The following is a 22360-nucleotide window of genomic DNA, read 5'->3' as shown; positions in this document are numbered from 1 at the left end:
CACGACAGCCACCAAAAATTATTGGTGGCTGCCCATTCCTTATAGTTGTTGGCGTCTGAGCAATCCGGCGAACACGCCGCCTTTCATGCTCAATTCATCGTGCGTCCCGTCCTCGACGATGCCGTCAGCGGTGACGACGAGGATACGGTCGGCATTTTTCACCGTCGCTAAGCGGTGGGCGATGATGAGCGTCGTCCGGTCGGCCGCGAGTTCATTGAGCGAGTCTTGAATGATCGCTTCCGTCTCCGTGTCGAGCGCGGACGTCGCCTCATCTAAAATCAAAATCGGTGGATTTTTGAGGAACATCCTGGCGATGGCAATCCGTTGTTTCTGTCCGCCCGACAGCTTCAAGCCCCGTTCCCCGATTTGCGTATCGAGGCCGTACTGCAACTCGTCGACGAGCGAGTTCAGATGTGCTTTCTCGACCGCATGCATAATTTCCGCGTCGGTCGCGTCCAGCTTCCCGTAAGCGATATTCTCACGGAGTGTTCCCGCGAACAAGAACACGTCCTGTTGCACGATTCCGATTTGGCGTCGCAGACTCTCTTTCGTCATATCGCGGATGTCCATACCGTCAATTGTGATGGCGCCACTCGTCACGTCATAGAAACGCGGGATGAGCGAACAAATCGTCGTCTTCCCGGCCCCGCTCGTCCCGACGAGGGCGACCGTCGTACCCGACTTGATGTCGAGGTCGATGTCGGTCAACACTTGGCGATAGTCCGAGTAGCCGAACGAGACGTTTTGGAAGGCGATGTCGCCTTTCAGTGCCGTGACGTCGACGGCGTCCGGACGGTTCTCGATGTCCGGCGCCTCGTCCAATAGTTGCGTGAATCGTTTGAAGCCGGCCATCCCTTTCGGATACATCTCGAGGAGGGCTGTGATTTTCTCAATCGGCTTGATGAGCAAGTTCATATAGAGGATGAACCCGACGAGCTGCCCGTAAGACAGTTGACCTTGATACGTCAAATAGGCGCCGTAAACGAGTACGAGCAGCGTCATGAGCCGCGTCGTAATATAAATGCCCGCAAGCGATTTACTCATGACTCGATACGCCTCGATTTTCGAGCCGCGGTAGAAGTTATTGTCTTTCTGGAATCGGTTGATTTCGAACGTCTCGTTCGTGAACGATTGGACGACACGCGCGCCGGAGACGCTGTCCTCGACACGGGCGTTCACTTCACCGATGTTCGTATACATCTTTTGCCACGCCTTGTTCATGTTTTTGTTGGCGTACGTGATCATGATGACAAGGAATGGCACGGCGACGACCGTCACGAGCGCGAGTTGCGGGTCGATCGAGAACATGATTCCGAACGCACCGAGCAGTGTCATGATGGCGATGAAGAAATCTTCAGGACCATGGTGCGCCACTTCGCCGATATCGAACAAGTCGTTCGTCACCCGACTCATCAGATGGCCGGTCTTATGATTATCGAAGAACCGGAACGACTGTTTATGGATGTGGGTGAACAGCTCTTCCCGCATATCGGTCTCGATATTGATGCCGAGCTTATGCCCCCAATAGTTGACGACGTACTGCATCATCATGGCGAGTATGTAAAGAATCAATAGGCCGATGCTGATGATGATAATCCAATTCCATTCCCCACCCGGCAACAGGTCGTCGATGAACCATTGTACGGCGAGCGGAAAACCGAGCTCGAGCAGGCCGACGAGGATGGCGAACGAGAAATCGAGGATGAATAACTTCTTATGTGGACGGTAATAACTAAAAAAACGTGAGATCATGTCGTTTCCCCCTTCTAAACAAATAGTTTACGCCTTTTTGCAGGAAGTGGAAAACGGGAAGCACGTCTTTTTCAATCTTTTTTCCAGCGAGGTATAATAGAGTTAAGGAGTGATACACATGAACGTACAGATTACAGAACGCGCTCAGGCGCGGATTGATGCCTTAAAAGGCGACCGTGACGGACAAATGCACTTGTTTTATGAGACGGAAGGTTGCGGCTGTGGCAATAGCGGCATCTTCGAGATTCGCTACGTGACCGAGACGACACCAGAAGATGTCAAGATTGATTCGAACGTCGGCCCGATTCTCATCAAGAACTGGACGAAAATCTTTTTGGACGAGGACATGATCATTGACTATCGTGACGATAAACGGACGCTCGTCTTGAAGAGTAACGGCCAAGTGTTCAACTCGAACTTGCTCGTGACCGATGGGACCGGTTGCCAGCTGAACGTCCCAAGCCGATGAAGCAGGCGTTACGCGACCATCCGAGCCTCTGGCTGTGGTTCATCCTCAGCTTCGGGCTCGGCCTGTTCGGCATTTACCTCGCGTTCGCGGACTCGGTTTACACGATGACGGCCGTGATTGCGTCACTGTTCGCCTTCGGGTTTGCGCTTCAGCGTACGGCGAAGAAGATGGAACAACAGAATCACTAAAAAAGAGAGAGTTGCCGCATCGGCCACTCTCTCTTTCATCGCACAGATGATTTTGACCTGCCCTTATTCTACATCGATTGTATAAAATCGAATCTCACCCTCATTGCCATGTTCTGCATATGCAATTTTTCCATCTACATAAAGCGGTTTGGACGTCATCCCCCCCTGACTTCGCAAGTACGAGACCGTCCCTTCATACACATCGGCAATCATCAAACGGTCCATGCCTTCTCGGAACAGAATTCGATTGTCCGGTAAAAAGCGAAAGGCGTCAAATGAACTTTTCGACTGCGCCCCCATGTATTGAAACGGCTTAGCTTCCTGTGTTAGTCCTAAAAACTCGGCTCGTCCTTCTTTTCCAAAAGCCGCATAGTCAGGTCCTACTTGAAAATCAATTAATGCGCCCATTTCTTCATCAAACTTCCCGTCGAGCGTGGTCAATCTCGTTGTCTTGTTTCCTGCTTCGAACAGACTTCGATGAAGAATGACTCCCCCTTCGCTATCACGATAATCGAACACGTACTCTCCGTTTCGATTCTCCCCTTCTTGAAGCGTGTAAGTTCGAAGTGTCTCCACCTTCTCTGAAGTAGACGAGAACTGCTTTACCGATGTCGTCGTCATTGTTTCGGATGCCTCATAATCGACCCACGTGACGTGTCCATCCGCTGCACACAAATGAGGAACAGGCGTCTCGAACATACTTACACCGTTATATATCTCCGTTAGTTCAGAAGCGTCGAGCTTCATTCGAAAAATAGACCAAGCGTATCCATTGTCTTCCGTCGCTTCGTATTCGCTCCAGTAGATGTTATCTTTAACCCCGACAAGATTACCGATTGTCTTTGACGTTTTATGTAACGACCGATTGGTTGCTTGTTCCGTATCGTAGACATAGATTTCATAGCCTACTTCACCGATCGAATCCGTATAAATAATATGTTCATCATCTATATGTTCCGGTGCAATCATCGTGACTTTATGTTGGAAGAACGGAGATAAGTCGTAATTCTTCAACGTCCCAAGGGAAGTAGTCTCTCCGACCGGACGCAATTGAATCATCTCCACTTCTACATCGACTTCTGATTCCGTGTCTTGAACGACGTCCCCCACTTTTGGCAACACTTCCGATTCTTGACTGCAGCCCGCTAAAATAGTTGCCAACCCAATCGTCATTCCAAGTGATTGCACTATGCTTTTTAATTTCATGTTTCCCCATTTCCCCTCATCGTTAAAATACATTTTATACCATAAATGTAACATATTATTATTTAACAAGATATACGCAAAAAGACCCGCCAATTGACGGGTCCTTGTGACTAGTTGTTATTTTTTCTCTTTGACCGCGGTCCGAATCGACAACTCTTGGAGTTGCGCATCCGCGACCGGGCTTGGTGCTTGTGTGAGCAAGTCGCTCGCCGACGCCGTTTTCGGGAAGGCGATCGTGTCACGAAGGTTCGAACGACCCGCGAGGATCATGACGAGACGGTCGAGACCGAGCGCGATACCCGCGTGTGGCGGTGTACCATACTCGAACGCTTCGAGCAAGAAGCCGAACTGGTCGACTGCTTCTTGTTCTGTAAAGCCGAGCAATTTGAACATGCGTTCTTGAATGTCACGCTCATAAATCCGTTGTGATCCGCCACCGAGCTCATAGCCGTTCAAGACGAGGTCATAGGCGAGAGCGCGTACGCTCGCCGGGTCCGTCTCGAGCAAGTGGAGGTCTTCACGGTTTGGCATTGTGAACGGGTGGTGGTTGGCATAGAAACGGCCGTCTTCTTCTTCGAACGTGACGAGCGGGAAGTCCGTCACCCAAAGGAAGTTGAACTTCGACTCGTCGATGAGTCCGAGCTCATGACCGAGCTTGACGCGAAGCGCGCCGAGGCTGTCGGCGACGACTGTCGGTTTTGATGCCACGAAGAGGAGCAAGTCGCCCGCTTCTGCGTTCGTCGCTTCCATCAACTTCTGGGCGTACGTCTCGTCGAAGAACTTGGCGATCGGTCCGTTCAAGCCTTCTGGCGTCACTTTGAGCCAAGCGAGGCCTTTAGCACCGTAGACGGCCGTGAACTCTTGAAGCTTGTCGATGTCTTTACGCGAGAACTTGTCCGCCTCGCCTTTGACGTTGATCGCTTTCACTTGTCCGTTAGACTCGAGCGCCATGTCGAACACTTTGAAGCCGGCACCTGTTACCGCATCCGCGACGTCGATGAGTTCGAGACCGAAACGTGTGTCAGGTTTGTCTGAACCGAAACGACGCATCGCCTCTTCATGCGTCATGCGCTCGAACTTGGCCGGCGTGTCGGTACGACCGAGCGTCGCTTCCATGACTTGCGCCATCATCGATTCCATCATCGCCATCAAGTCTTCGACGTCCATGAAGCTCGTCTCGATATCGACTTGCGTGAATTCCGGTTGACGGTCGGCCCGAAGGTCTTCGTCACGGAAGCAGCGTGCGATTTGGAAATAACGGTCGAATCCAGCTACCATGAGGAGCTGTTTGAACAACTGTGGTGACTGTGGAAGTGCGTAGAATTCGCCGCCGTGAACACGGCTCGGGACGAGGTAGTCACGCGCGCCTTCCGGTGTCGACTTCGTCAAAATCGGCGTCTCGACTTCGAGGAACTCCTCTTCTGTCAAGAAGTTACGAATCGTGTTCGACGCCTTCGAGCGGAGACGGAACGTCTCTTGGAGTGCCGGACGACGGAGGTCGAGATAACGGTATTTGAGACGGAGGTCTTCCGATACGTTCTCGGCCTCGTCCCCGATTGGGATTGGTGTCATCTTCGCTGCGTTCAAGATGTTGATTTCAGAGGCGATGACTTCGATGTTCCCAGTCGGCATGTTCGGGTTCTTGTTCTCACGCTCGAGGACGGTACCTTTAATGTCGAGTACGTATTCGCTGCGGATTGACTCGGCGAGCTTGTGCACCGCTTCGTTTTCCGGGCGAACGACGACTTGGACGATTCCCGTGCGGTCACGAAGGTCGATGAAGATGAGGCCTCCGAGGTCGCGACGTTTCTGGACCCATCCTTTCAATTGTACATCTTGGCCGATGAGTGACTCTGTCACGCGGCCGTTCATATGTGTGCGTCCGATCATTGTCCTGCTCCTTCCGATAGTTCACGAATTTTGTCTGCGACGGCCGAGAGTGGCACGTCGACTTGTTCCCCGGTCGCCATGACCTTGAGGGAGGCCGAGCCGCGTTCGACTTCATCGTCTCCGAGGATAACGGTGAATTTCGCGTTCAAGCGGTCGGCTTGTTTGAATTGTCCTTTGAATTTGCGGCCGAGATAGTCGCGGTCCGCCTTGAAGCCTTCGATGCGAAGCAATTGCAACAGGCGTGTCGCCGTCACTTCAACTTCTGATCCGCCTTGGGCGACGACGAAGACGTCAAGTCCCGTCTCGAGCGCCGGGAGCACCCCTTCGTTCTCGAGAGCGAGGACGAGACGCTCGAGCCCGATCCCGAAACCGATGCCCGGCATGTCCGGTCCACCGATGTCTTGGACGAGACCGTTATAGCGTCCACCGCCGCATAGCGTCGTGATGGCGCCGAAGCCTTCTGCCTCTGACATGATCTCGAACGCTGTGTGCGTATAGTAGTCGAGACCGCGGACGAGCGTCGGGTCGACGACGTAAGCGACGCCGAGCGCATCCAAGTGCGCGAGTACTTTCTCGAAATACGTCTTCGACTCTTCGTTCAAGAAGTCGAGAATCGAAGGTGCCGACTTCATCGACGGGTGGTCGCGGTCGACTTTACAGTCGAGGACGCGAAGCGGGTTTTGGTGCAATCGCGTCTGGCAATCTTGGCACAGCTCGTGCTGGACCGGTTCGAAGTGACGGATGAGCGCTTCGCGGTGAGCGTTGCGGCTCTCGGCGTCACCGAGCGAGTTGACGACGACCTTGATTTGCTTCAGGCCGAACGATTTGTAAATCGTGTAGGCGAGGCTGATCACTTCTGCGTCGATGGCAGGGTCACTGCTACCGATCGCCTCGACACCGTATTGGTGCAGTTGGCGGAACCGGCCTTTTTGTGGACGTTCGTAGCGGAACATCGGTCCCATGTAGTACAGTTTCGTCGGCTGGTCGGGGCTGCCGAACAGCTTGTTCGTGACGAATGCGCGGACGACCGAGGCCGTCCCTTCCGGACGGAGCGTATACTCGTCCTTGCCTTTCTTGACGAGCGTGAACATCTCTTTTTGGACGATGTCCGTCGTCTCGCCGACGCTGCGTGTGAACAGGTCGGTCGTTTCAAAAATCGGGGTACGAATCTCTTTATAGTTGTAACGGGCGCTGATGTCGCGTAGTTTCTCTTCGACATACTGCCACGTCTCGACCGTGCCCGGAAGCAGGTCTTGTGTGCCGCGTGGTGCTTTCATCTAAAATTCCCTCCTTAGAATACAAAAAGGCCCTCGTCCGCAAAGGGACGAGAGCCTGTTAAAGTTTCCCGTGGTACCACCCTCGTTGCAGAGCCATAATCGATACTCTGCCACTCGAAATCGGTTAACGCCCGATGAAACGGCTCCCCCTACTCGAGTTCAAGGAAGCACCTCCAAAGTGTCGTTCGGGTCATCATCCAGTCGATGCTTTCAGCCTAGGCATCGCTCTCTTTGCTGGTGGGGTGACCGTACTTTTCTTTATCGTAGGTGTTAGGTTATATGGTTCATGATGCCGAATCACGCCTGCTTCTGTCAAGCGTTTTTTTCGAGCATGAGCGTGACCGGACCGTCATTGACGAGCGCGACATCCATCATCGCCCCGAACTTCCCGGTCTCGACGACGAGCCCGTGCGTCCGCAAACGCTCGTTGAACTTCTCGTAAAGGCGTTCGGCGATATCCGGCTTCGCTGCTTGCGTGAACGCGGGACGACGGCCTTTGAGCGTGTCCCCGTAAAGCGTGAACTGCGACACGGACAACACTTTGCCGGCGACGTCTTGAATCGATAAGTTCATCTTCTCGTCCGCGTCCTCGAAGACACGGAGTCCGGCCACCTTGTCGGCGAGCCAGTTTACTTCCGTCTCGGTGTCCTCGTGCGTCACCCCGACGAGGAGCAAATAACCGGCCTCGATTTGACCGATCGTCTCCTCATCGACGGTGACGGATGCTTCTTTTACTCGTTGCAACAATACACGCACAGAAATCTTCCTTTCGTCACGTCATCATGACTCGGCTGACCGAGTACACGTCCGAGATTTGCTTAATCCGGTCGACGACTTTTTGCAAATGGTTCACGTTCGGAATCGAGATCGTCATCGAGATACGGGCCTGTTTGTTCTGGTCCCCGCGTCCGCTCACCGCCACGATGTTCGTGTTCGTCGCCGAGACGGCTTGGAGCACGTCGTTCAACAAACCGGAACGGTCGTAGCCGGTGATCTCGATGTCGACGTTATAGTTCTTCTCCTTCGCCTGACCGACTTCCCACTCGACCGTGAGGAGTCGCTCCGGGTGCTGCTCATTGATGATGTTCAAGCAGTCCTTCCGGTGAATCGACACGCCGCGTCCACGTGTGATATACCCGACGATTTCATCGCCCGGTACCGGGTTACAGCAGCGGCTCATGCGGATCAGCATGTTGTCAATCCCTTTCACCGAGACGCCGGCCTCGGCCGTCTTCTTCTTCGGCGACTGACTGACTTTCAATTCGTTGATCGCGTCCGACAGCTCGAGTTTTGGCTCTTTGCGCTGCTTCTCCGTCAACTTGTGGGCGACTTGGGCGGCCGTGATGCCATGATAGCCGACCGCGGCGTACATCTCTTCCTCGTTCCCGAAGTTGAACTTCTCGACGACGACGGCGAGCGACTGGTCATCGATCACTTCTTTCGGCTCGAAGCCGAGCTTCTTAATCTCGACGTCGACGAGCTCTTTGCCTTTCTCGACGTTCTCTTCACGCTGTTGGCGCTTGAACCATTGGCGAATCTTGTTCTTCGCCTGGCTCGAGACGGCGAGCTTGAGCCAGTCCTTGCTCGGCCCATAGCTATGTTTCGACGTGATGATCTCGATGATGTCACCTGTCTCGAGTTTATGGTCGAGTGGCACCATCCGTCCGTTCACTTTCGCCCCCGTCATCCGGTGACCGATCTCGGTATGGATGCGATAGGCGTAATCGATCGGGACCGATCCTTTCGGCAACTCGAAGACGTCCCCTTTCGGTGTGAAGACGTAGAGCATATCGCTGAAGAAATCGACTTTGAGCGATTCCATGAACTCCTCGGCGTCGGTCGTATCTTTTTGTAGCTCTAAAATCTCGCGCAGATGGGCGATTTTTTCATCGAACCCGTTCGTCGCGACACTCTTTCCTTCTTTATAGGCCCAGTGCGCGGCAATTCCGAACTCGGCGATAAAGTGCATGTCCTTCGTGCGGATTTGCACTTCGAGCGGCTCACCCTTCGGTCCAATCACCGTCGTGTGGAGCGACTGATACATGTTCGGTTTCGGCATAGCGATATAATCCTTGAACCGGCCCGGCATCGGCTTGTATTGCGTGTGGATGATACCGAGGACGGCGTAGCAGTCACGAATCGAATCGACGATGATGCGGACCGCCATCAAGTCATAAATCTCATTGAACTCTTTCTTATGCTTCACCATCTTATTATAAATCGAGTAGATGTGCTTCGGACGACCGTTGACGTCGGCCTCGATGCTCACGTCCTCAAGGACGGTGTTCACTTCTGTGATGACCGAAGTGACGAGCGCTTCCCGCTCGGTCCGTTTCTGTTTCATCATCGAGACGATTTTATAGTATTGCTGCGGATTGATATAACGTAACGAAATATCCTCGAGCTCCCATTTGATCGTCGAGATCCCCATCCGGTGGGCGAGCGGCGCGAAAATCTCGAGCGTTTCTTCCGCTTTTTGAACTTGCTTCTCTTTCGGCATATGTTGAAGCGTCCGCATGTTATGCAGACGGTCGGCGAGTTTGATCAAGATGACACGTACGTCTTCAGCCATCGCGATAATCATCTTGCGGTGATTCTCGGCGAGCTCTTCTTTTTTCGATTTATATTTGATTTTACCGAGCTTCGTCACACCGTCGACGAGCATGGCCACCTCGACCCCAAACTCGTCAGCGAGTTGTTTGAGCGTGATGTCCGTGTCTTCAACGACATCATGAAGAAGCGCACCGATAATCGTCGTCGCGTCTAACCCGATATCAACGAGAATACCGGCCACTTGGACCGGATGCAGAATGTAGGGTTCGCCGGAACGTCGGAACTGACCGGTATGATGCAGTTTTGCGTATTCGTAAGCGCGTCTCACTTCGGCAATCTCGTCTTCACCCATATACTCCCCGAGCGCGTCGAGAAGGTCCTCAATACTTACGATTTGTTTTTTGGTCATAACATTCGACACCCTTTTTCTTACCGCTCCAATCGACTTGGACTCGTCGCAGCATGGTAGTAGTTAACGTGCATGAGTAATGTAATTTTACTTACTATTATCGAAAAAATCTGACGACCTGTCAAAGGTTGTGGGTTATTTTCCTCAAAAACTATTCAAAAACGGGAAGCTAATCGCTTCCCGTCTAGGTCAATCTTCGTAACGGATGAGTGAGAACACGTCGTATCCTTCGAGACGCTCACGTCCACCAAGTCCATCAAGTTCAATTAAGAATCCAATCCCCGCGACGACGCCGCCGAGTTGTTCAATCATTTTGATGGTCGCTTCAATCGTGCCGCCTGTTGCAAGCAAGTCATCCAAGATGACGACTTGTTGGCCCGGTTTGATTGAATCTTTGTGCATCGTCAAAATGTCTGTGCCGTATTCGAGGCCGTATGCGACGCGAACCGTCTCACGTGGCAACTTGCCTTCTTTACGGACCGGGACGAACCCGAGTTCAAGTGCGTACGCTGCCGGGCAACCGACGACGAATCCGCGTGCTTCCGGACCAGCGATGAGTTCAGCACCGCGCTCCTGAGCGTAAGCGATGAGCTCATCGACCGCTTTTTTGTAAGCCGGCCCGTCTTGCATGAGTGACGTGATGTCTTTGAAGCTGATTCCTTCTTTCGGGTAATCCGCTACTTCTTTAATATGCTGTTTGAAATCCATTTTATGTGTAAGCCTCCTGCATCTTGTTCGATCGCAATGATTGTAACCGCTCTTTCAGTTCTGCCAACGACGCATAGATGAAACGCTCCTCGAGTTGGACTCGTCCGACCCGGCGCTTATAACACGGCGCTTCGGTCAAATCGCGTTTCGGCGCTTCTGGATTCACTCCAGGCAGTCCGTCTTCCATTGTAACAAGAAATTCGAGTTCAGAGAATACTTGATGCATAAATTGAATCGTATTTTTTGACCATTTTCGCTCGATTGACAAACGAATCAAGTTTTCGCGCAGGTTTTTCCGTTCGCACGTCGCCATGTGGACGTAGTATGTTCGGAAATCTTCACGCGTCGGCAACTTCTCGAAGAACGAGCCGCCTTGTCCGAACGCACAGTAGATGCGTTCGACGTCCTCGGTCAACAAGTCCGCCAATACGTCTTCCTCGTCCGGCAAATCGAGCAAGACGACAAACGGCTTGAGCGGCGTATCGAGATCGTGGAGCGGGAAGTCGTCCCGCCCTTGGAACGAGATGAACGACGTCGTGTCGCCCGGGAGCTGTTTCAATTCGTCGAGCGAATTTTTCTTGCCTCGATAATCGAACACTTGGAACCCGTCGACACGGATGTCTTGAATCATAAGCTGCGGCTTGCGCATCCCGTTCCATTCATTCACTTGCAAACTACCCATGACCGAGACGTTTGCCATCTTCGATATTTCAGAGACGACGTGACCGAAACCGAAGCCGATGCCATCGAGTTCCCGTTTGTCCCCGGCGAGCTGAACCTTCAAATGGGTGTTGTCGCGCCCGATTTGACGGATGTCGCGAAGTCTAGCGTCTGCCACGACGACACGCGGTGACGGATTACCCATCCCGAACGGGGCGAGCTTGCCAATCTCTGAAATCAAGTCGAGCGACACATCGTTCACGTCGAGCTTCAAGTCGACGTTGACGCGGGCGACGAACGTCTCGTCCGGAATCGATTCGGCTTGTTCGTTCAGACGACGGCGCAGTTCGGCCACGTTTTCCGATAACAACGTCATCCCGGCTGCGGCCGGGTGGCCACCGAAGTGCGGCAAGATGTCTTCGTTCTTCGATAGTTCTTTGAACAAGTCGAAACCGTCAATCGACCGGCCTGACCCTTTCGCCTTCCCTGTCTTCGGGTCATGGCACAAGAGGATGACCGGACGATAGTACGCCTCGACGAGACGTGACGCGACGATTCCGACGACGCCTGGGTTCCAGCGTTCACTGGCGACGACGAGGACGCGGTCGTCCGTCATCGAGGCTTCGACGAGTTCCGTCGCTTCTTTGGCGATCGTCTTGACGATGTCTTGGCGTTCTTTGTTCTGTTTGTCGAGCTGTTGTGCCAGTGCGAGCGCTTCTTCCTCGCTCTCGGCGAGCAACATCTGGAGCGCCGGCATCGCCGAGTCGAGACGACCGGCGGCGTTGATGCGCGGACCGAACGCGAACCCGACCGATTCCTCGTTCAATGTCCCGTCCGTCAACGCACACACTTCACGGAGCGCCAAAATACCCGGGCGTTTCGAATCATCGAGCGCCTTGAGCCCGAGCTTGGCGAGCAGACGGTTCTCCCCATCGAGCGGGACGAGGTCGGCGATCGTGCCGAGGACGGCCAAGTCGAGAAGCTCGTCCGGCATCCGGTCGAGCACGGCGTGCGCCACTTTGAGGGCGACGCCTGCCCCGGCGAGTTTGTCGTACGGATACGACGGGTCGATATGAGGATGGATGATAGCGAATGCATCCGGTAACGTCTCTTTCGGTTCGTGGTGGTCGGTGATAATCAAGTCGACACCGAGCTCTTTTAAGAGCGCTGCTTCTTCAATCCCCGAGATGCCGCAGTCGACCGTGATGATGAGGGTGAACCCTTCACCGGCGGCCCAGCTGAACGCCTCTTTGTTCGGTCCGTAGCCTTCGGTGAACCGGTTCGGGATATAGCATTCCGCCATGACGCCAATCTCGGTCAAGGCGTGCCACATGACGGCCGATGCGCTGACGCCATCGACGTCATAGTCGCCATAGATGAGCACCATCTCGCCTTCGTCAGCCGCCCGTTTCAAACGTTCGACGACTTTTGGCATCTGTTCAAATAAAAACGGGTCGTGGAACGTCAATTCATCCTCGACGTATAAAAACGCCTTGGCCGCCTCGACGTCGCGGTGCCCCCGTTGTGTGAGGAGCGTCGCGAGTTGCTCCGATATATTCAGTTCTGTCTGTAACTGTTCAACAGCCGTTGTATCCGTCTCCGGATACACCCAACGTTTCTTCGCATGATACATAATGCCTCACTCCAATCAATTGTAGATTATATCAGAACGAGCGAGTGAAGTGCCGTCTTGACATTCAAAAAGGTCCCCCGATTAATTCGGGAGACCAGTGGTTACGCCTCTGGGGCAGCTGATTTCTTTTTGTTGAGCGACATACCTTTGATGAGCAACCAAAGGTACGAAGCGATGAAGATCGACGAGTACATTCCCATGATGAGGCCGACGAGAAGCGCGAGCGAGAAGCCGCGAATCGATTCGGCACCAAAGATGTACAAGGCGATGACGGTGAACAATACAGTGACGACCGTATTGATCGAGCGGACGATCGTCTCTTGAATCGCTTTGTTCACGATCATACGGTACTCGTCCATCGTCTTGATTTTCCGTTCTTTCTCATACGCTTGAATGTTCTCGCGCACCCGGTCGAACGTAACGATTGTATCGTTGACCGAATAACCGATAATCGTCAAGATAGCGGCGACGAAGTACAAGTTGACCTCGATGCCAAAAATCGAGAACGCCACAAGCATGAAGAACGCATCGTGGAGCATGGCGACGACGGTGGCGACACCGTAAGAGAATTGGAAGCGGAACGTGATATACAAGATAATCCCGAGCGATGCGAGCGAGACGGCATAAATCGCATTACGGGCGATGTCTCGACCGACTTCGGCTGAGACGGTGCTGATGTTCGGGTCGTTCCCGAACGTCTCCGTGAACACAGTCTTCACCGAAGCGACTTCATCTTGAGTGAGCTGCCCGACGAACGTCACGTTCGCGAGCGTCCCGCCTTCTGCATATTGGACAGAAGAGATGTCTTCATCCACGCCTGCCTCGGTGAAGGCGGCCGCTAAATCGTCTTGCGACACTTGCGACTCGGTCTGGACTTCGACCCGCGTTCCAGACGCGAAGTCGATTCCGAGGTTCAAGCCGCGGAAGAACAAGATCCCGAGCCCGATGATGACGACGGCACATGAGATGAGGAACAACGTGCGCATCGGTTTAATATAGTTTAATTCAGTGAGCTTAAAGTTCACGGATTTCACTCTCCTTCACACCAAACCAGCCTTTGCGCTTGTCGAAGAGACGACTTGCGACGAGGAGGTGCATCAAATAGCGCGAGATGAAGACGTTCGAGATGAACGTCATCGCGATCGAGATCATGAGCATGAGCGCGAACCCTTTGACGGAACTCGTTCCGAAATAGAACAAGACCGCTGCCGAGATGAGCGTCGTCAAGTTGGCATCGATGATCGTACTGAGCGAGCGACGGTTACCGGCACGGAACGCCGATAGGACCGACTTCCCTGAGCGGAGTTCGTCTTTAATTCGCTCGGCCGTGATGATGTTGGCATCGACTGCCATACCGATACCGAGGACGAGACCGGCAATCCCCGGGAGCGTCAAGACGGCGTTAATCCCGTTAAAGAACAACATAATCAAATTGATATACAAAATGAGTGTGATGATCGAGACGAGACCGGGTAAACGATAGAAGAACAACATGAACAAGAAGATAGCGACGACACCGATGACCGAAGCGAACACGGTCTTTTCAAGTGCATCTTGACCGAATTGGGCCGAGACCGACGTCGAGTAAATCTCTTCAAGTTTGACCGGGAGTGCCCCGGCGTTCAAGATGTCAGCGAGACGTTGACCACTCTCGGCGTCGATATCTCCACCGGAGATGATGGCTTTATCCGAAAGAATCGGTCCGTTGACCGAAGCGTCCGAGACGATTTTCGAGTTCTCTTTTTGAATCTCTTCTTCGTACGAGTCACCTTCCTCATAATCGAGCCAGATGACAAGGCGGTTTTCCGGTGCCGGGCGCTGAGCGATCTCAGACGTCACTTCACCGAACTGTTCTGCCGATTGGAGCGTCAATTCAACGACCGGGTTGCCTTGCTGATCGTAGCTGATTGAGGCGCCGCGCGGCGCGAGATCTTTTCCGTCGAGCAGGACGTTGTCATCGATGTCGCGGAACGTAAGCTGCGCCGTCGACGAGAGCACTTCTCGGGCATCGTTTTGGTTCGATACACCCGCGAGTTGGACACGGATCCGGTTATCATCCTCAATCCGAATGTCCGGTTCAGACACACCGAGCACGTTGACCCGGTTGTTGATAGCGCGAACGGTTGCATTCATCGCAGATTGATCGATGACATCGCCGTCTTCAAGCGGCTGGACTTCGTACAGCACTTCAAATCCGCCTTTGAGGTCAAGGCCAAGGTTCGTGTTCTTCACGACCCATGGTGTCGTCAAGACGGCGAGTAGGATCGTTGCAATCATGATGACCGCAAAGATCGCGATATTCCCTTTTTTGTACATACGACAAATTCCTTTCTAAACACATGTTCTCGTAAAAAAACTTCTCTCGTTAACATTACAAATATTCTAAACATTTATCAATCGTTTTCCTAAAATTGTAACACGGGAGCGTTGATTTCCCACGCTTTTTTTGCGTATGCGACTAAAAGTTGCATTAGGGCAAAACTTGAGCTATGATGTGATTATCAACTTACACTACACGTAAAGGAGTCCTTTTCAATGGATAGCACGATTATCTATGCCTTTTTACTGACGTTGTTCGCTGGACTCGCGACGGGGATCGGAAGTATGATCGCCTTCTTCGCCAAACGGACCAACACAGCCTTCTTGTCGGTGTCCCTTGGCTTCTCAGGCGGGGTCATGATTTACGTATCCTTTATCGAGATTTTCCCAAAAGCGCTCGATGAACTCGTCGGCGCCCATGGCGAGCAGACCGGGACACTTTATACGGTCCTCGCGTTCTTCGGCGGTATGCTGTTGATCGCCTTGATCGACAAGTTCATCCCGTCTCCCGAGAACCCGCATGAAGTCAAATTCGTCGAGACGATGCAAAACGACCCGTCGTCCCAAGAACTCGCGACGACGGCGACCGAACGCGTCCCATTGAATCACGAGACGAAGCAGCGGCTTCATAAGATGGGGATTTTCATGGCACTCGCCATCACCATCCATAACTTCCCGGAAGGTTTGGCCACGTTCATCTCGGCCCTCGATGACCCGGCCGTCGGTTTAGCGATCGCCATCGCCATCGCACTGCACAACATTCCGGAAGGGATCGCCGTCTCGGTCCCGATATACTACGCGACCGGCTCTCGGAAGAAGGCGCTGAAACTGTCCTTCTTATCCGGACTCGCTGAACCGATCGGCGCGGCCGTCGGCTTCCTGTTGTTGATGCCGTTCTTGAGCGACACGGTATTCGGAATTATCTTCGCGGCTGTCGGCGGCATCATGGTGTTCATCTCGCTCGATGAATTGCTCCCAGCCGCTCGTGAATACGGACGGGCCCACCATGCGGTGTACGGCATGGTCGCCGGTATGATGGTCATGGCAGCAAGCCTGATATTGTTGATGTAATCGAAACAGCGTCCCCTCGATTGTCGAGGAGACGCTGTTTTTATGCCTTAAACAAGTGGACGAGGTCTTTCAACTCGACCGACATATGACTCATCGTCTCGGCGATGCCGTTGATTTCTTGAATCGCGGCGAGTTGCTCTTCGACGTTCGCGCCCGCCTCTTCGACGCTTCGTTGCGTTGAGACGGCGTTCGTTGACATATCTTCGACCGAGACGGCGACCTCGGTCGTGTTCGCACTTACTTCTTCTGTCGCTGCCGCAATCTCACTCATTTGACGGGACGTCTCTTGAATGACGGTGACGATTTCACGGAACGCACCGGCGACTTCGCCCATTTGGATCACACCGCTTGTCACATGCTGGCTCGTGACATCGAACGCCGCCTCGACTTCCGACGTGTCGCGCTGAATATCGACGACGACCGCTTGAATCTGTTTTGCCGACTGTTTCGATTCTTCGGCCAGTTTTCTGACCTCGGCCGCGACGACGGCAAACCCTTTGCCGTGTTCCCCGGCCCGAGCCGCTTCAATCGCCGCGTTCAAGGCGAGCAGGTTCGTCTGTTCCGTGATGGCCGTGATGGAACGAGTGATTTTCTCAATCTCGAGCGATTGATTAGATAAGCGCTCGACCATCTGTTGCGTCAAGTCGTTCGCTTGTTGAATCTCCCGCATTTGCTGCTCGGCCAACTGAATTGTCTCCAGTCCCCCACTCGCCGCTTCGAGTGTATGAATCGTCTGCTCGTTCACGCCTTGCGAGGCAGCGGCGATTTGGTTCAAGCCGACGACGGCTTGATTGACGCCGGACGTCCCTTCTTCGGCCCGTTTCGCCGACACTTGGGCGGCAAGGTTCATCTGTTCAAATAGACCGGCTACACCTTGCGTCGTCGTGGCGACGTGGTCCGTGCTGGCATACAGTTCTTCCGAGTAGGCCGTCACTTTGTCTGAGGCCGCCCCGACTTGACGAATCAAGCCGACAAGGTTGCGTTTCATATCGTTGAACGCCGTGACGAGGTCACCGAGCTCATCGTTCGAACCGACCTCGATATCACCCCCGGTCAAATCACCTTCGGCGACGACGCGCGCTTCGTTCACGAGTCGATTGATCGGCTTCAAGAACAACTTTTGGAGTGCTACTAATGAAAGTAGACCGACAGCGACGCCGATGATGCTGATGACAACCATCCAGATGATCGACTGCCCGGCACTCGCCTGGACCGCTTCCGACTCAGCTGCGAGCGCTTCGCCTTGATACGTGACGAGGTCGGTCACCGTCATCCGGACGCGATCCGTCGTCGGTGTCACGCTCGTATTGAGCACCGTCTTGTATCCGATCTCGTCTTGTTGTTGACGGAGATCGATGATGCGCGCCATTTCCGTGTCGAGATGTTGATTGAACTTCTCAAGATCACCGATCCAGGCGATGACTTTCGAATCTGACGACGACTGCTTGAGCGTATCCATCAGTTCGTCACGTTTTGTCTGCGCCGCTTCGAGACTAATCAGTGTCTTCGGGTTCGAGACGAGCAGATAGTAGTTCAAATAACGCTCGGCATCGGTCACGGTCAACGCCAAATCTTCGGCGACGAGCATATCTTGGAGCCGCTCGTTCAAGACGCGGTCATACTCTGACGTCGCATTCTGTAATTGATACGAGCCGAGCGCACCGACGATCAATAAGGCGATCAGTGTCGGCACGAGCGCCATCGCCATCTTACGGCGCATCGACGAGCGTCCTTTCACGCGGTCAGGGCGACGTCGTACCTTCCAATTTTTGAGTGGGCGTAGCAATCGTTTCACATCCATGTCTTCTTCTCCTTCTTTCCAACTCTTCTCAACTTGACGATAATGCAAACGTTTTCACGATTCAATTTGATTTTTGGAAATAAGGTGGATGATTCGTCGGATTGACGAAGTTTGTCAAAAATAAATCATTTTTCAAAGTATGACAAAAAAAAGACGCCTGACCAGGGATGGTCAGGCGTGGTTTGGTTACTCAGCGAATGATGAGTTGCCTTTTTTCGTCACTTCAGCAATCGCACTGCGATTGAACTTGAGGAGTGACTGGTCACATTTCAATGTGACTTGTGTGTCTTCGATTTGGTGGACGACGCCGTGAAGGCCGCCGATTGTTACGACGTGATCCCCACGCTCAAGCGCGTTTTGCATCGATTGTACTTCCTTCTGACGTTTCGTCTGCGGACGGATCAACAAGAAGTAGAACACGACGAAAATAAGGATCATCGGTAATAGTGCTACGAGAGTTTCCATGCGTAAAATTCACCCTTTCCTTCAATATCAGGTTCATTATACCGTGAAACTGAAACGTTGTCACATAATCGCTGTTAGAACAATTAGAAATTCTTGGCGTTTGGTTTGTTATACCCATATTCTTCGAAAAACTCTTCCTTGAAGTCCAAAAGACGGTCTTCGCGGATGGCTTGACGTACTTGACTCATCAAGTTCACGAGGAAGTGAAGGTTGTGTGTCGAACAGAGGTGGAGACCGAACATCTCGTCGGCACGAATCAAGTGGTGGACGTACGCACGTGAATAGTTCTTACACGTGTAGCAGTCGCACTTCTCGTCGATTGGGCCGAAGTCCGTCTTATGTTTCGCATGTTTGATCGTGACACGGCCTTTCGATGTCATGAGCGTCCCGTTGCGGGCGATTCGGGTCGGCAAGACGCAGTCGAACATGTCGATGCCGCGAATCGAGCCTTCAATCAACGCATCCGGTGAACCGACGCCCATCAAGTAGCGCGGCTTGTTCTCCGGCATGAACGGTGTCGTGAACTCGAGCGCGCGGTACATGACATCTTTCGGTTCGCCGACCGATAATCCACCGACGGCATAACCTGGGAAATCAAGCGAGACGAGGTCAGCCGCACTTTGACGACGGAGATCTTCGTACTCGCCGCCTTGGATGATACCGAACAATGCCTGGTCTTCCGGACGTTCGTGTGCCGCGAGGCAACGCTCAGCCCAACGGCTCGTCCGCTCGACCGATTTCTTCATGTACTCATGTGTCGCCGGGAACGGCGGGCACTCGTCGAACGCCATCATAATATCCGAACCGAGCGCGTTTTGAATCTCCATCGCTTTCTCCGGTGACAAGAACAACTTGTCGCCGTTCAAGTGGTTGCGGAAATGGACGCCTTCTTCTTGGATGTTGCGCAGATCGGCGAGCGAGAAGACCTGGAAGCCGCCCGAGTCCGTCAAAATCGCGCCGTCCCAGTTCATGAACTTATGAAGGCCACCAGCTTGTTTGACGACTTCGTGTCCTGGGCGAATCCAAAGGTGATACGTGTTCGAGAGGATGATGTTCGCTCCCATCGCCTTGACTTGTTCCGGGGCCATCGTCTTGACGGTCGCCTGCGTGCCGACCGGCATGAAGACAGGTGTCTCGAACGAGCCGTGCGGCGTATGGACGATTCCGTGCCGCGCTCCCGTCTGTTTACATGTGTGGATATGTTCGTATGTGACTGCGTGTTTGGTCATTTGTTCTCTTCCTTCCTCGTGATGAGCATCGCGTCTCCAAAGCTGAAGAAGCGGTAACGTTCTTGTACCGCCGTGCGGTACGCGTTCAAGATGATGTCGCGCGACGCGAACGCCGAGACGAGCATGACGAGTGTCGACTTCGGCAGATGGAAGTTCGTGATCAGTCCATCAATCGCCTTCAACTCGACGCCTGGGTAGATAAAGATGTCCGTCCAGCCCGATGACTCGACGAAATCCCCATGGTCGCGCACGATCGTCTCGAGCGTCCGGGTCGATGTCGTCCCAACCGCGAAGACGCGTCCGTTATTTGCACGGATGTCACGGAGTGCCTCGGCCGAAGCGGCCGACAGCTCGAAATACTCACTGTGCATCGTGTGTTCTTCAATCGTATCCGCCGTGACGGGACGGAACGTACCGAGCCCGACGTGGAGCGTGAGCGGAATCAACTTGACGCCTTTCGCCTCTGCCGCTGCGAGCAGTTCTTCCGTGAAGTGAAGACCTGCCGTCGGTGCGGCCGCACTCCCGCGTTCACGGGCGTACACCGTCTGATAACGGTCTTGGTCGTCGAGCTGTTCACGGATGTAGGGCGGGAGCGGCATCGTGCCGAGCTCATCTAAAATCTCATAGAAGATACCGTCGTAATCGAACTTGAAGCGGCGTCCCCCTTCCGGCAGCTCTTCGACACATTCAGCCCGGAGCAATCCGTTGCCGAACTCGACGATGGCGCCGACGCGGACTTTTTTCGCCGGTTTGACGAGCGCTTCCCAGACATCATCTTCCGTCTGCTTCAAAAGAAGAAGCTCGACTTTCCCGCCCGTCTCTTGCTTCGCCCCGAACAGTCGAGCCGGGAGCACGCGCGAGTCGTTGACGACGAGGGCATCGCCTGCCTGTAAATAGTCGAGCACGTCGCGGAAGTGGCGATGCTCGATGTCGCCCGTGTCGCGGTCGAGGACGAGCAGTCGTGAGCTCGTCCGATCGAGGAGCGGTACTTGGGCGATCAGTTCTTCCGGTAAGTCAAAATCATAATCGTTTACGTTCAATTGAATGTCTTGCATATCGTTTACTCCTCTTCATAGCCAAAATGCGTCTTTGCGTACTGGGTGATCATGCGGCCGCGCGGCGTCCGTTGCAGGAAACCTTGCTGCAACAAATACGGCTCATACACGTCCTCGATCGTCTGGGCATCTTCCCCGATCGTCGCGGCAAGCGTCTCGAGTCCGACCGGTCCACCGCCGAACCGTTCAACCATCGCCCGTAAGAGCCGGTGGTCGACTTCGTCGAGCCCGAGGGCGTCGACGTGTAACCGGTCGAGTGCGTCTGAGGCAAGCACCGGATCGATTTCTTTCGTTCCTGCTACTTGGGCGAAATCACGTACCCGGCGTAACAGCCGGTTGGCAATCCGCGGCGTGCCGCGTGCACGTTTCGCGATGGCACCGCTCGCCTCTGGTGAAATCGACAGGCGGAACAGTTGGGCCGTCCGACTGACGATGGCGGCGAGCTCATGCGTCTCGTAGTATTCGAGCTTTAACGTGACACCAAAGCGGTCACGGAGCGGGGCCGACAACATGCCGGCCCGCGTCGTCGCGCCGACGAGCGTGAACGGTGGCAAGTCGATGCGGACGCTTCGCGCCATCTCGCCTTGTCCGTAAACGATGTCGAGACAGTAGTCCTCCATCGCCGGATAGAGGATCTCTTCAATCGTGCGGCTCAAGCGATGAATCTCATCGATGAACAGAACATCGCCCGGTTCGAGGGTCGAGAGGATTGCGGCGAGGTCACCCGGACGTTCGATGGCCGGGCCGGCCGTCGTCTTGATGCCGACACCCATCTCGTTGGCGATGATTTGGGCGAGTGTCGTCTTTCCGAGTCCCGGGGGACCGTATAGGAGGACGTGGTCGAGTGTTTCGCTGCGGAGCTTCGCGGCTTGGATGAAGATCGACAAGTTTCCTTTCGCCTTCTCCTGTCCGATATATTGCTCGAACTTTTGCGGACGCAAGCTCCACTCTTCAGAGTCTTCATATTGTTGATGGGATTGTGACAACAATCGTTCGTCCATGGTCTCCTCCTTATTTCAATAGCAATTGCAGGGCGCGCTTTATGTAAGCGTCTGTCGTCAATATTTCTGAATTCAGTTCCTTGCGGACACGGGTGATCTCACGCTCTGAGTAACCGAGCGCAACGAGCGCTTCGCACGCCTCGTCTAGTTCGGACGCGCCTTGGGCGAACAGTCCGGTGTTCGGTACATAATCCGGGGCGAGCTCGGACAGCTTGCCTTTCAAGTCGAGCGCCATCTGTTTCGCCGTCTTCTTGCCGACACCTGGGAACTTCATCAAATACTTCTCGTTCTCAGTCTCGATTGCGTCGATGAGCGCATCCATATCGCCCGAGGCGACGATCGCGAGTGCGCCTTTCGGTCCGATTCCGTTGACGCCGAGCAATTTATTGAACAGTTCGCGTTCGCGACGTGAACGGAAACCGTACAGCGTCTGTTGATCTTCGCGCACGTAATGGTGCGTAAATACGATTACATGTTCGTCTTGTTCACGATAAAAAAACGGGTTAGGCACATGTACTTTGTAGCCGACGCCCGAAACATCCAACGTTATATATTCCGCGCACACATAGGCGACGGAGCCTTTTACGAATTCAATCACGGTCATATCTCCTCTTCATAGGAAAACTGCATTCATTGTACCATAACCGTCGCCACGAAAAAAGGACAGGCGATTG

At 53.7% G+C, this 22360-nt stretch carries 19 protein-coding genes and 1 other annotated feature; of the genes, 3 read left to right on the top strand and 16 right to left on the bottom strand.

The window, feature by feature from the left end; translation table 11 throughout:
• Positions 1–39: 39 nt before the first annotated feature.
• Positions 40–1752, bottom strand: a complete 1713-nt coding sequence (locus KNP85_RS11300) for an ABC transporter ATP-binding protein (protein WP_214803096.1) — start codon at positions 1750–1752, stop codon at positions 40–42.
• 118 nt (positions 1753–1870) lie between these two features.
• Between KNP85_RS11300 and KNP85_RS11295 the strand changes: the two genes are divergently transcribed.
• Together KNP85_RS11295 and KNP85_RS11290 are read left to right on the top strand one after the other, a co-directional pair.
• Positions 1871–2221 carry an iron-sulfur cluster biosynthesis family protein gene (locus tag KNP85_RS11295; RefSeq protein ID WP_214803093.1) on the top strand — a complete coding sequence of 117 codons (351 nt, stop codon included), beginning with the start codon at positions 1871–1873 and terminating at the stop codon, positions 2219–2221.
• Entirely contained in the window at positions 2218–2409 is a 192-nt protein-coding gene (locus tag KNP85_RS11290) for a hypothetical protein (protein ID WP_214719548.1), read from the top strand. The genes KNP85_RS11295 and KNP85_RS11290 overlap by 4 nt, the downstream gene beginning before the upstream one ends.
• A gap of 63 nt (positions 2410–2472) precedes the next feature.
• Here the strand turns inward: KNP85_RS11290 and KNP85_RS11285 are convergent, their stop codons facing one another.
• The 9 genes from KNP85_RS11285 to secD form a co-directional block, all read right to left on the bottom strand.
• Complete coding sequence (locus KNP85_RS11285) at positions 2473–3615, bottom strand: hypothetical protein (RefSeq protein ID WP_214803090.1); 1143 nt, start codon at positions 3613–3615, stop codon at positions 2473–2475.
• Positions 3616–3732: 117 nt separating this feature from the next.
• A complete protein-coding gene (aspS, locus tag KNP85_RS11280) occupies positions 3733–5505 on the bottom strand; it encodes an aspartate--tRNA ligase (protein WP_214803087.1) in 1773 nt (590 codons plus the stop codon).
• Entirely contained in the window at positions 5502–6782 is a 1281-nt protein-coding gene (gene hisS / locus KNP85_RS11275) for a histidine--tRNA ligase (protein ID WP_214803085.1), read from the bottom strand. Before hisS ends, aspS begins: the two co-directional genes overlap by 4 nt.
• A 40-nt stretch (positions 6783–6822) precedes the next feature.
• Positions 6823–7056: a binding site (T-box leader), on the bottom strand.
• 38 nt (positions 7057–7094) lie between these two features.
• A complete protein-coding gene (gene dtd / locus KNP85_RS11270; protein ID WP_021066906.1) occupies positions 7095–7538 on the bottom strand; it encodes a D-aminoacyl-tRNA deacylase in 444 nt (147 codons plus the stop codon).
• Between the two features lie 16 nt (positions 7539–7554).
• Positions 7555–9744, bottom strand: a complete 2190-nt coding sequence (locus KNP85_RS11265) for a RelA/SpoT family protein (RefSeq protein ID WP_021066905.1) — start codon at positions 9742–9744, stop codon at positions 7555–7557.
• Positions 9745–9933: 189 nt separating this feature from the next.
• A complete protein-coding gene (locus tag KNP85_RS11260) occupies positions 9934–10452 on the bottom strand; it encodes an adenine phosphoribosyltransferase (protein ID WP_021066904.1) in 519 nt (172 codons plus the stop codon).
• A 1-nt stretch (position 10453) separates the two neighbouring features.
• Positions 10454–12745, bottom strand: a complete 2292-nt coding sequence (recJ, locus tag KNP85_RS11255) for a single-stranded-DNA-specific exonuclease RecJ (RefSeq protein ID WP_214803083.1) — start codon at positions 12743–12745, stop codon at positions 10454–10456.
• 101 nt (positions 12746–12846) lie between these two features.
• Positions 12847–13770 carry a protein translocase subunit SecF gene (secF, locus tag KNP85_RS11250; RefSeq protein ID WP_214803080.1) on the bottom strand — a complete coding sequence of 308 codons (924 nt, stop codon included), beginning with the start codon at positions 13768–13770 and terminating at the stop codon, positions 12847–12849.
• Positions 13760–15061 (bottom strand): protein translocase subunit SecD, encoded by a 1302-nt coding sequence (gene secD / locus KNP85_RS11245; protein WP_131471102.1) that lies wholly within the window; start codon positions 15059–15061, stop codon positions 13760–13762. The genes secF and secD overlap by 11 nt, the downstream gene beginning before the upstream one ends.
• Positions 15062–15280: 219 nt before the next feature.
• Between secD and zupT the strand changes: the two genes are divergently transcribed.
• A complete protein-coding gene (gene zupT / locus KNP85_RS11240) occupies positions 15281–16135 on the top strand; it encodes a zinc transporter ZupT (RefSeq protein WP_214803078.1) in 855 nt (284 codons plus the stop codon).
• A gap of 40 nt (positions 16136–16175) precedes the next feature.
• Here zupT and KNP85_RS11235 read toward each other — a convergent pair whose 3' ends face one another.
• From KNP85_RS11235 to ruvA, 6 genes are all read right to left on the bottom strand, one after another.
• The gene (locus tag KNP85_RS11235; protein WP_214803076.1) at positions 16176–17936 is read right to left on the bottom strand and encodes a methyl-accepting chemotaxis protein; all 1761 of its coding nucleotides are present in this window, start codon (positions 17934–17936) and stop codon (positions 16176–16178) included.
• A 186-nt stretch (positions 17937–18122) separates the two neighbouring features.
• Positions 18123–18401, bottom strand: coding sequence for a preprotein translocase subunit YajC (gene yajC / locus KNP85_RS11230; protein ID WP_021066898.1), 279 nt, complete (start codon positions 18399–18401; stop codon positions 18123–18125).
• Between the two features lie 83 nt (positions 18402–18484).
• Positions 18485–19630: a tRNA guanosine(34) transglycosylase Tgt gene (tgt, locus tag KNP85_RS11225; RefSeq protein WP_021066897.1), complete on the bottom strand. Its 1146-nt coding sequence runs from the start codon at positions 19628–19630 to the stop codon at positions 18485–18487.
• Entirely contained in the window at positions 19627–20670 is a 1044-nt protein-coding gene (gene queA, locus KNP85_RS11220; RefSeq protein ID WP_087576471.1) for a tRNA preQ1(34) S-adenosylmethionine ribosyltransferase-isomerase QueA, read from the bottom strand. Before queA ends, tgt begins: the two co-directional genes overlap by 4 nt.
• A gap of 20 nt (positions 20671–20690) precedes the next feature.
• Positions 20691–21686, bottom strand: a complete 996-nt coding sequence (gene ruvB, locus KNP85_RS11215) for a Holliday junction branch migration DNA helicase RuvB (protein ID WP_021066895.1) — start codon at positions 21684–21686, stop codon at positions 20691–20693.
• A 10-nt stretch (positions 21687–21696) separates the two neighbouring features.
• A complete protein-coding gene (gene ruvA, locus KNP85_RS11210; RefSeq protein ID WP_021066894.1) occupies positions 21697–22284 on the bottom strand; it encodes a Holliday junction branch migration protein RuvA in 588 nt (195 codons plus the stop codon).
• Positions 22285–22360 lie beyond the last annotated feature (76 nt).

The organism is Exiguobacterium sp. s194 (assembly GCF_018618275.1).
Lineage (GTDB): Bacteria > Bacillota > Bacilli > Exiguobacteriales > Exiguobacteriaceae > Exiguobacterium > Exiguobacterium chiriqhucha.
This window is presented reverse-complemented; position numbering and strand designations above follow the sequence as displayed.

Coding starts and splice junctions, on each gene's coding strand:
- KNP85_RS11300 (WP_214803096.1), bottom strand. CDS start 1,752: ATGATCTCACGTTTTTTTAGTTATTACCGTCCACATAAGAAGTTATTC.
- KNP85_RS11295 (WP_214803093.1), top strand. CDS start 1,871: ATGAACGTACAGATTACAGAACGCGCTCAGGCGCGGATTGATGCCTTA.
- KNP85_RS11290 (WP_214719548.1), top strand. CDS start 2,218: ATGAAGCAGGCGTTACGCGACCATCCGAGCCTCTGGCTGTGGTTCATC.
- KNP85_RS11285 (WP_214803090.1), bottom strand. CDS start 3,615: ATGAAATTAAAAAGCATAGTGCAATCACTTGGAATGACGATTGGGTTG.
- aspS (WP_214803087.1), bottom strand. CDS start 5,505: ATGATCGGACGCACACATATGAACGGCCGCGTGACAGAGTCACTCATC.
- hisS (WP_214803085.1), bottom strand. CDS start 6,782: ATGAAAGCACCACGCGGCACACAAGACCTGCTTCCGGGCACGGTCGAG.
- KNP85_RS11265 (WP_021066905.1), bottom strand. CDS start 9,744: ATGACCAAAAAACAAATCGTAAGTATTGAGGACCTTCTCGACGCGCTC.
- KNP85_RS11260 (WP_021066904.1), bottom strand. CDS start 10,452: ATGGATTTCAAACAGCATATTAAAGAAGTAGCGGATTACCCGAAAGAA.
- recJ (WP_214803083.1), bottom strand. CDS start 12,745: ATGTATCATGCGAAGAAACGTTGGGTGTATCCGGAGACGGATACAACG.
- secD (WP_131471102.1), bottom strand. CDS start 15,061: ATGTACAAAAAAGGGAATATCGCGATCTTTGCGGTCATCATGATTGCA.
- zupT (WP_214803078.1), top strand. CDS start 15,281: ATGGATAGCACGATTATCTATGCCTTTTTACTGACGTTGTTCGCTGGA.
- KNP85_RS11235 (WP_214803076.1), bottom strand. CDS start 17,936: ATGGATGTGAAACGATTGCTACGCCCACTCAAAAATTGGAAGGTACGA.
- yajC (WP_021066898.1), bottom strand. CDS start 18,401: ATGGAAACTCTCGTAGCACTATTACCGATGATCCTTATTTTCGTCGTG.
- tgt (WP_021066897.1), bottom strand. CDS start 19,630: ATGACCAAACACGCAGTCACATACGAACATATCCACACATGTAAACAG.
- ruvB (WP_021066895.1), bottom strand. CDS start 21,686: ATGGACGAACGATTGTTGTCACAATCCCATCAACAATATGAAGACTCT.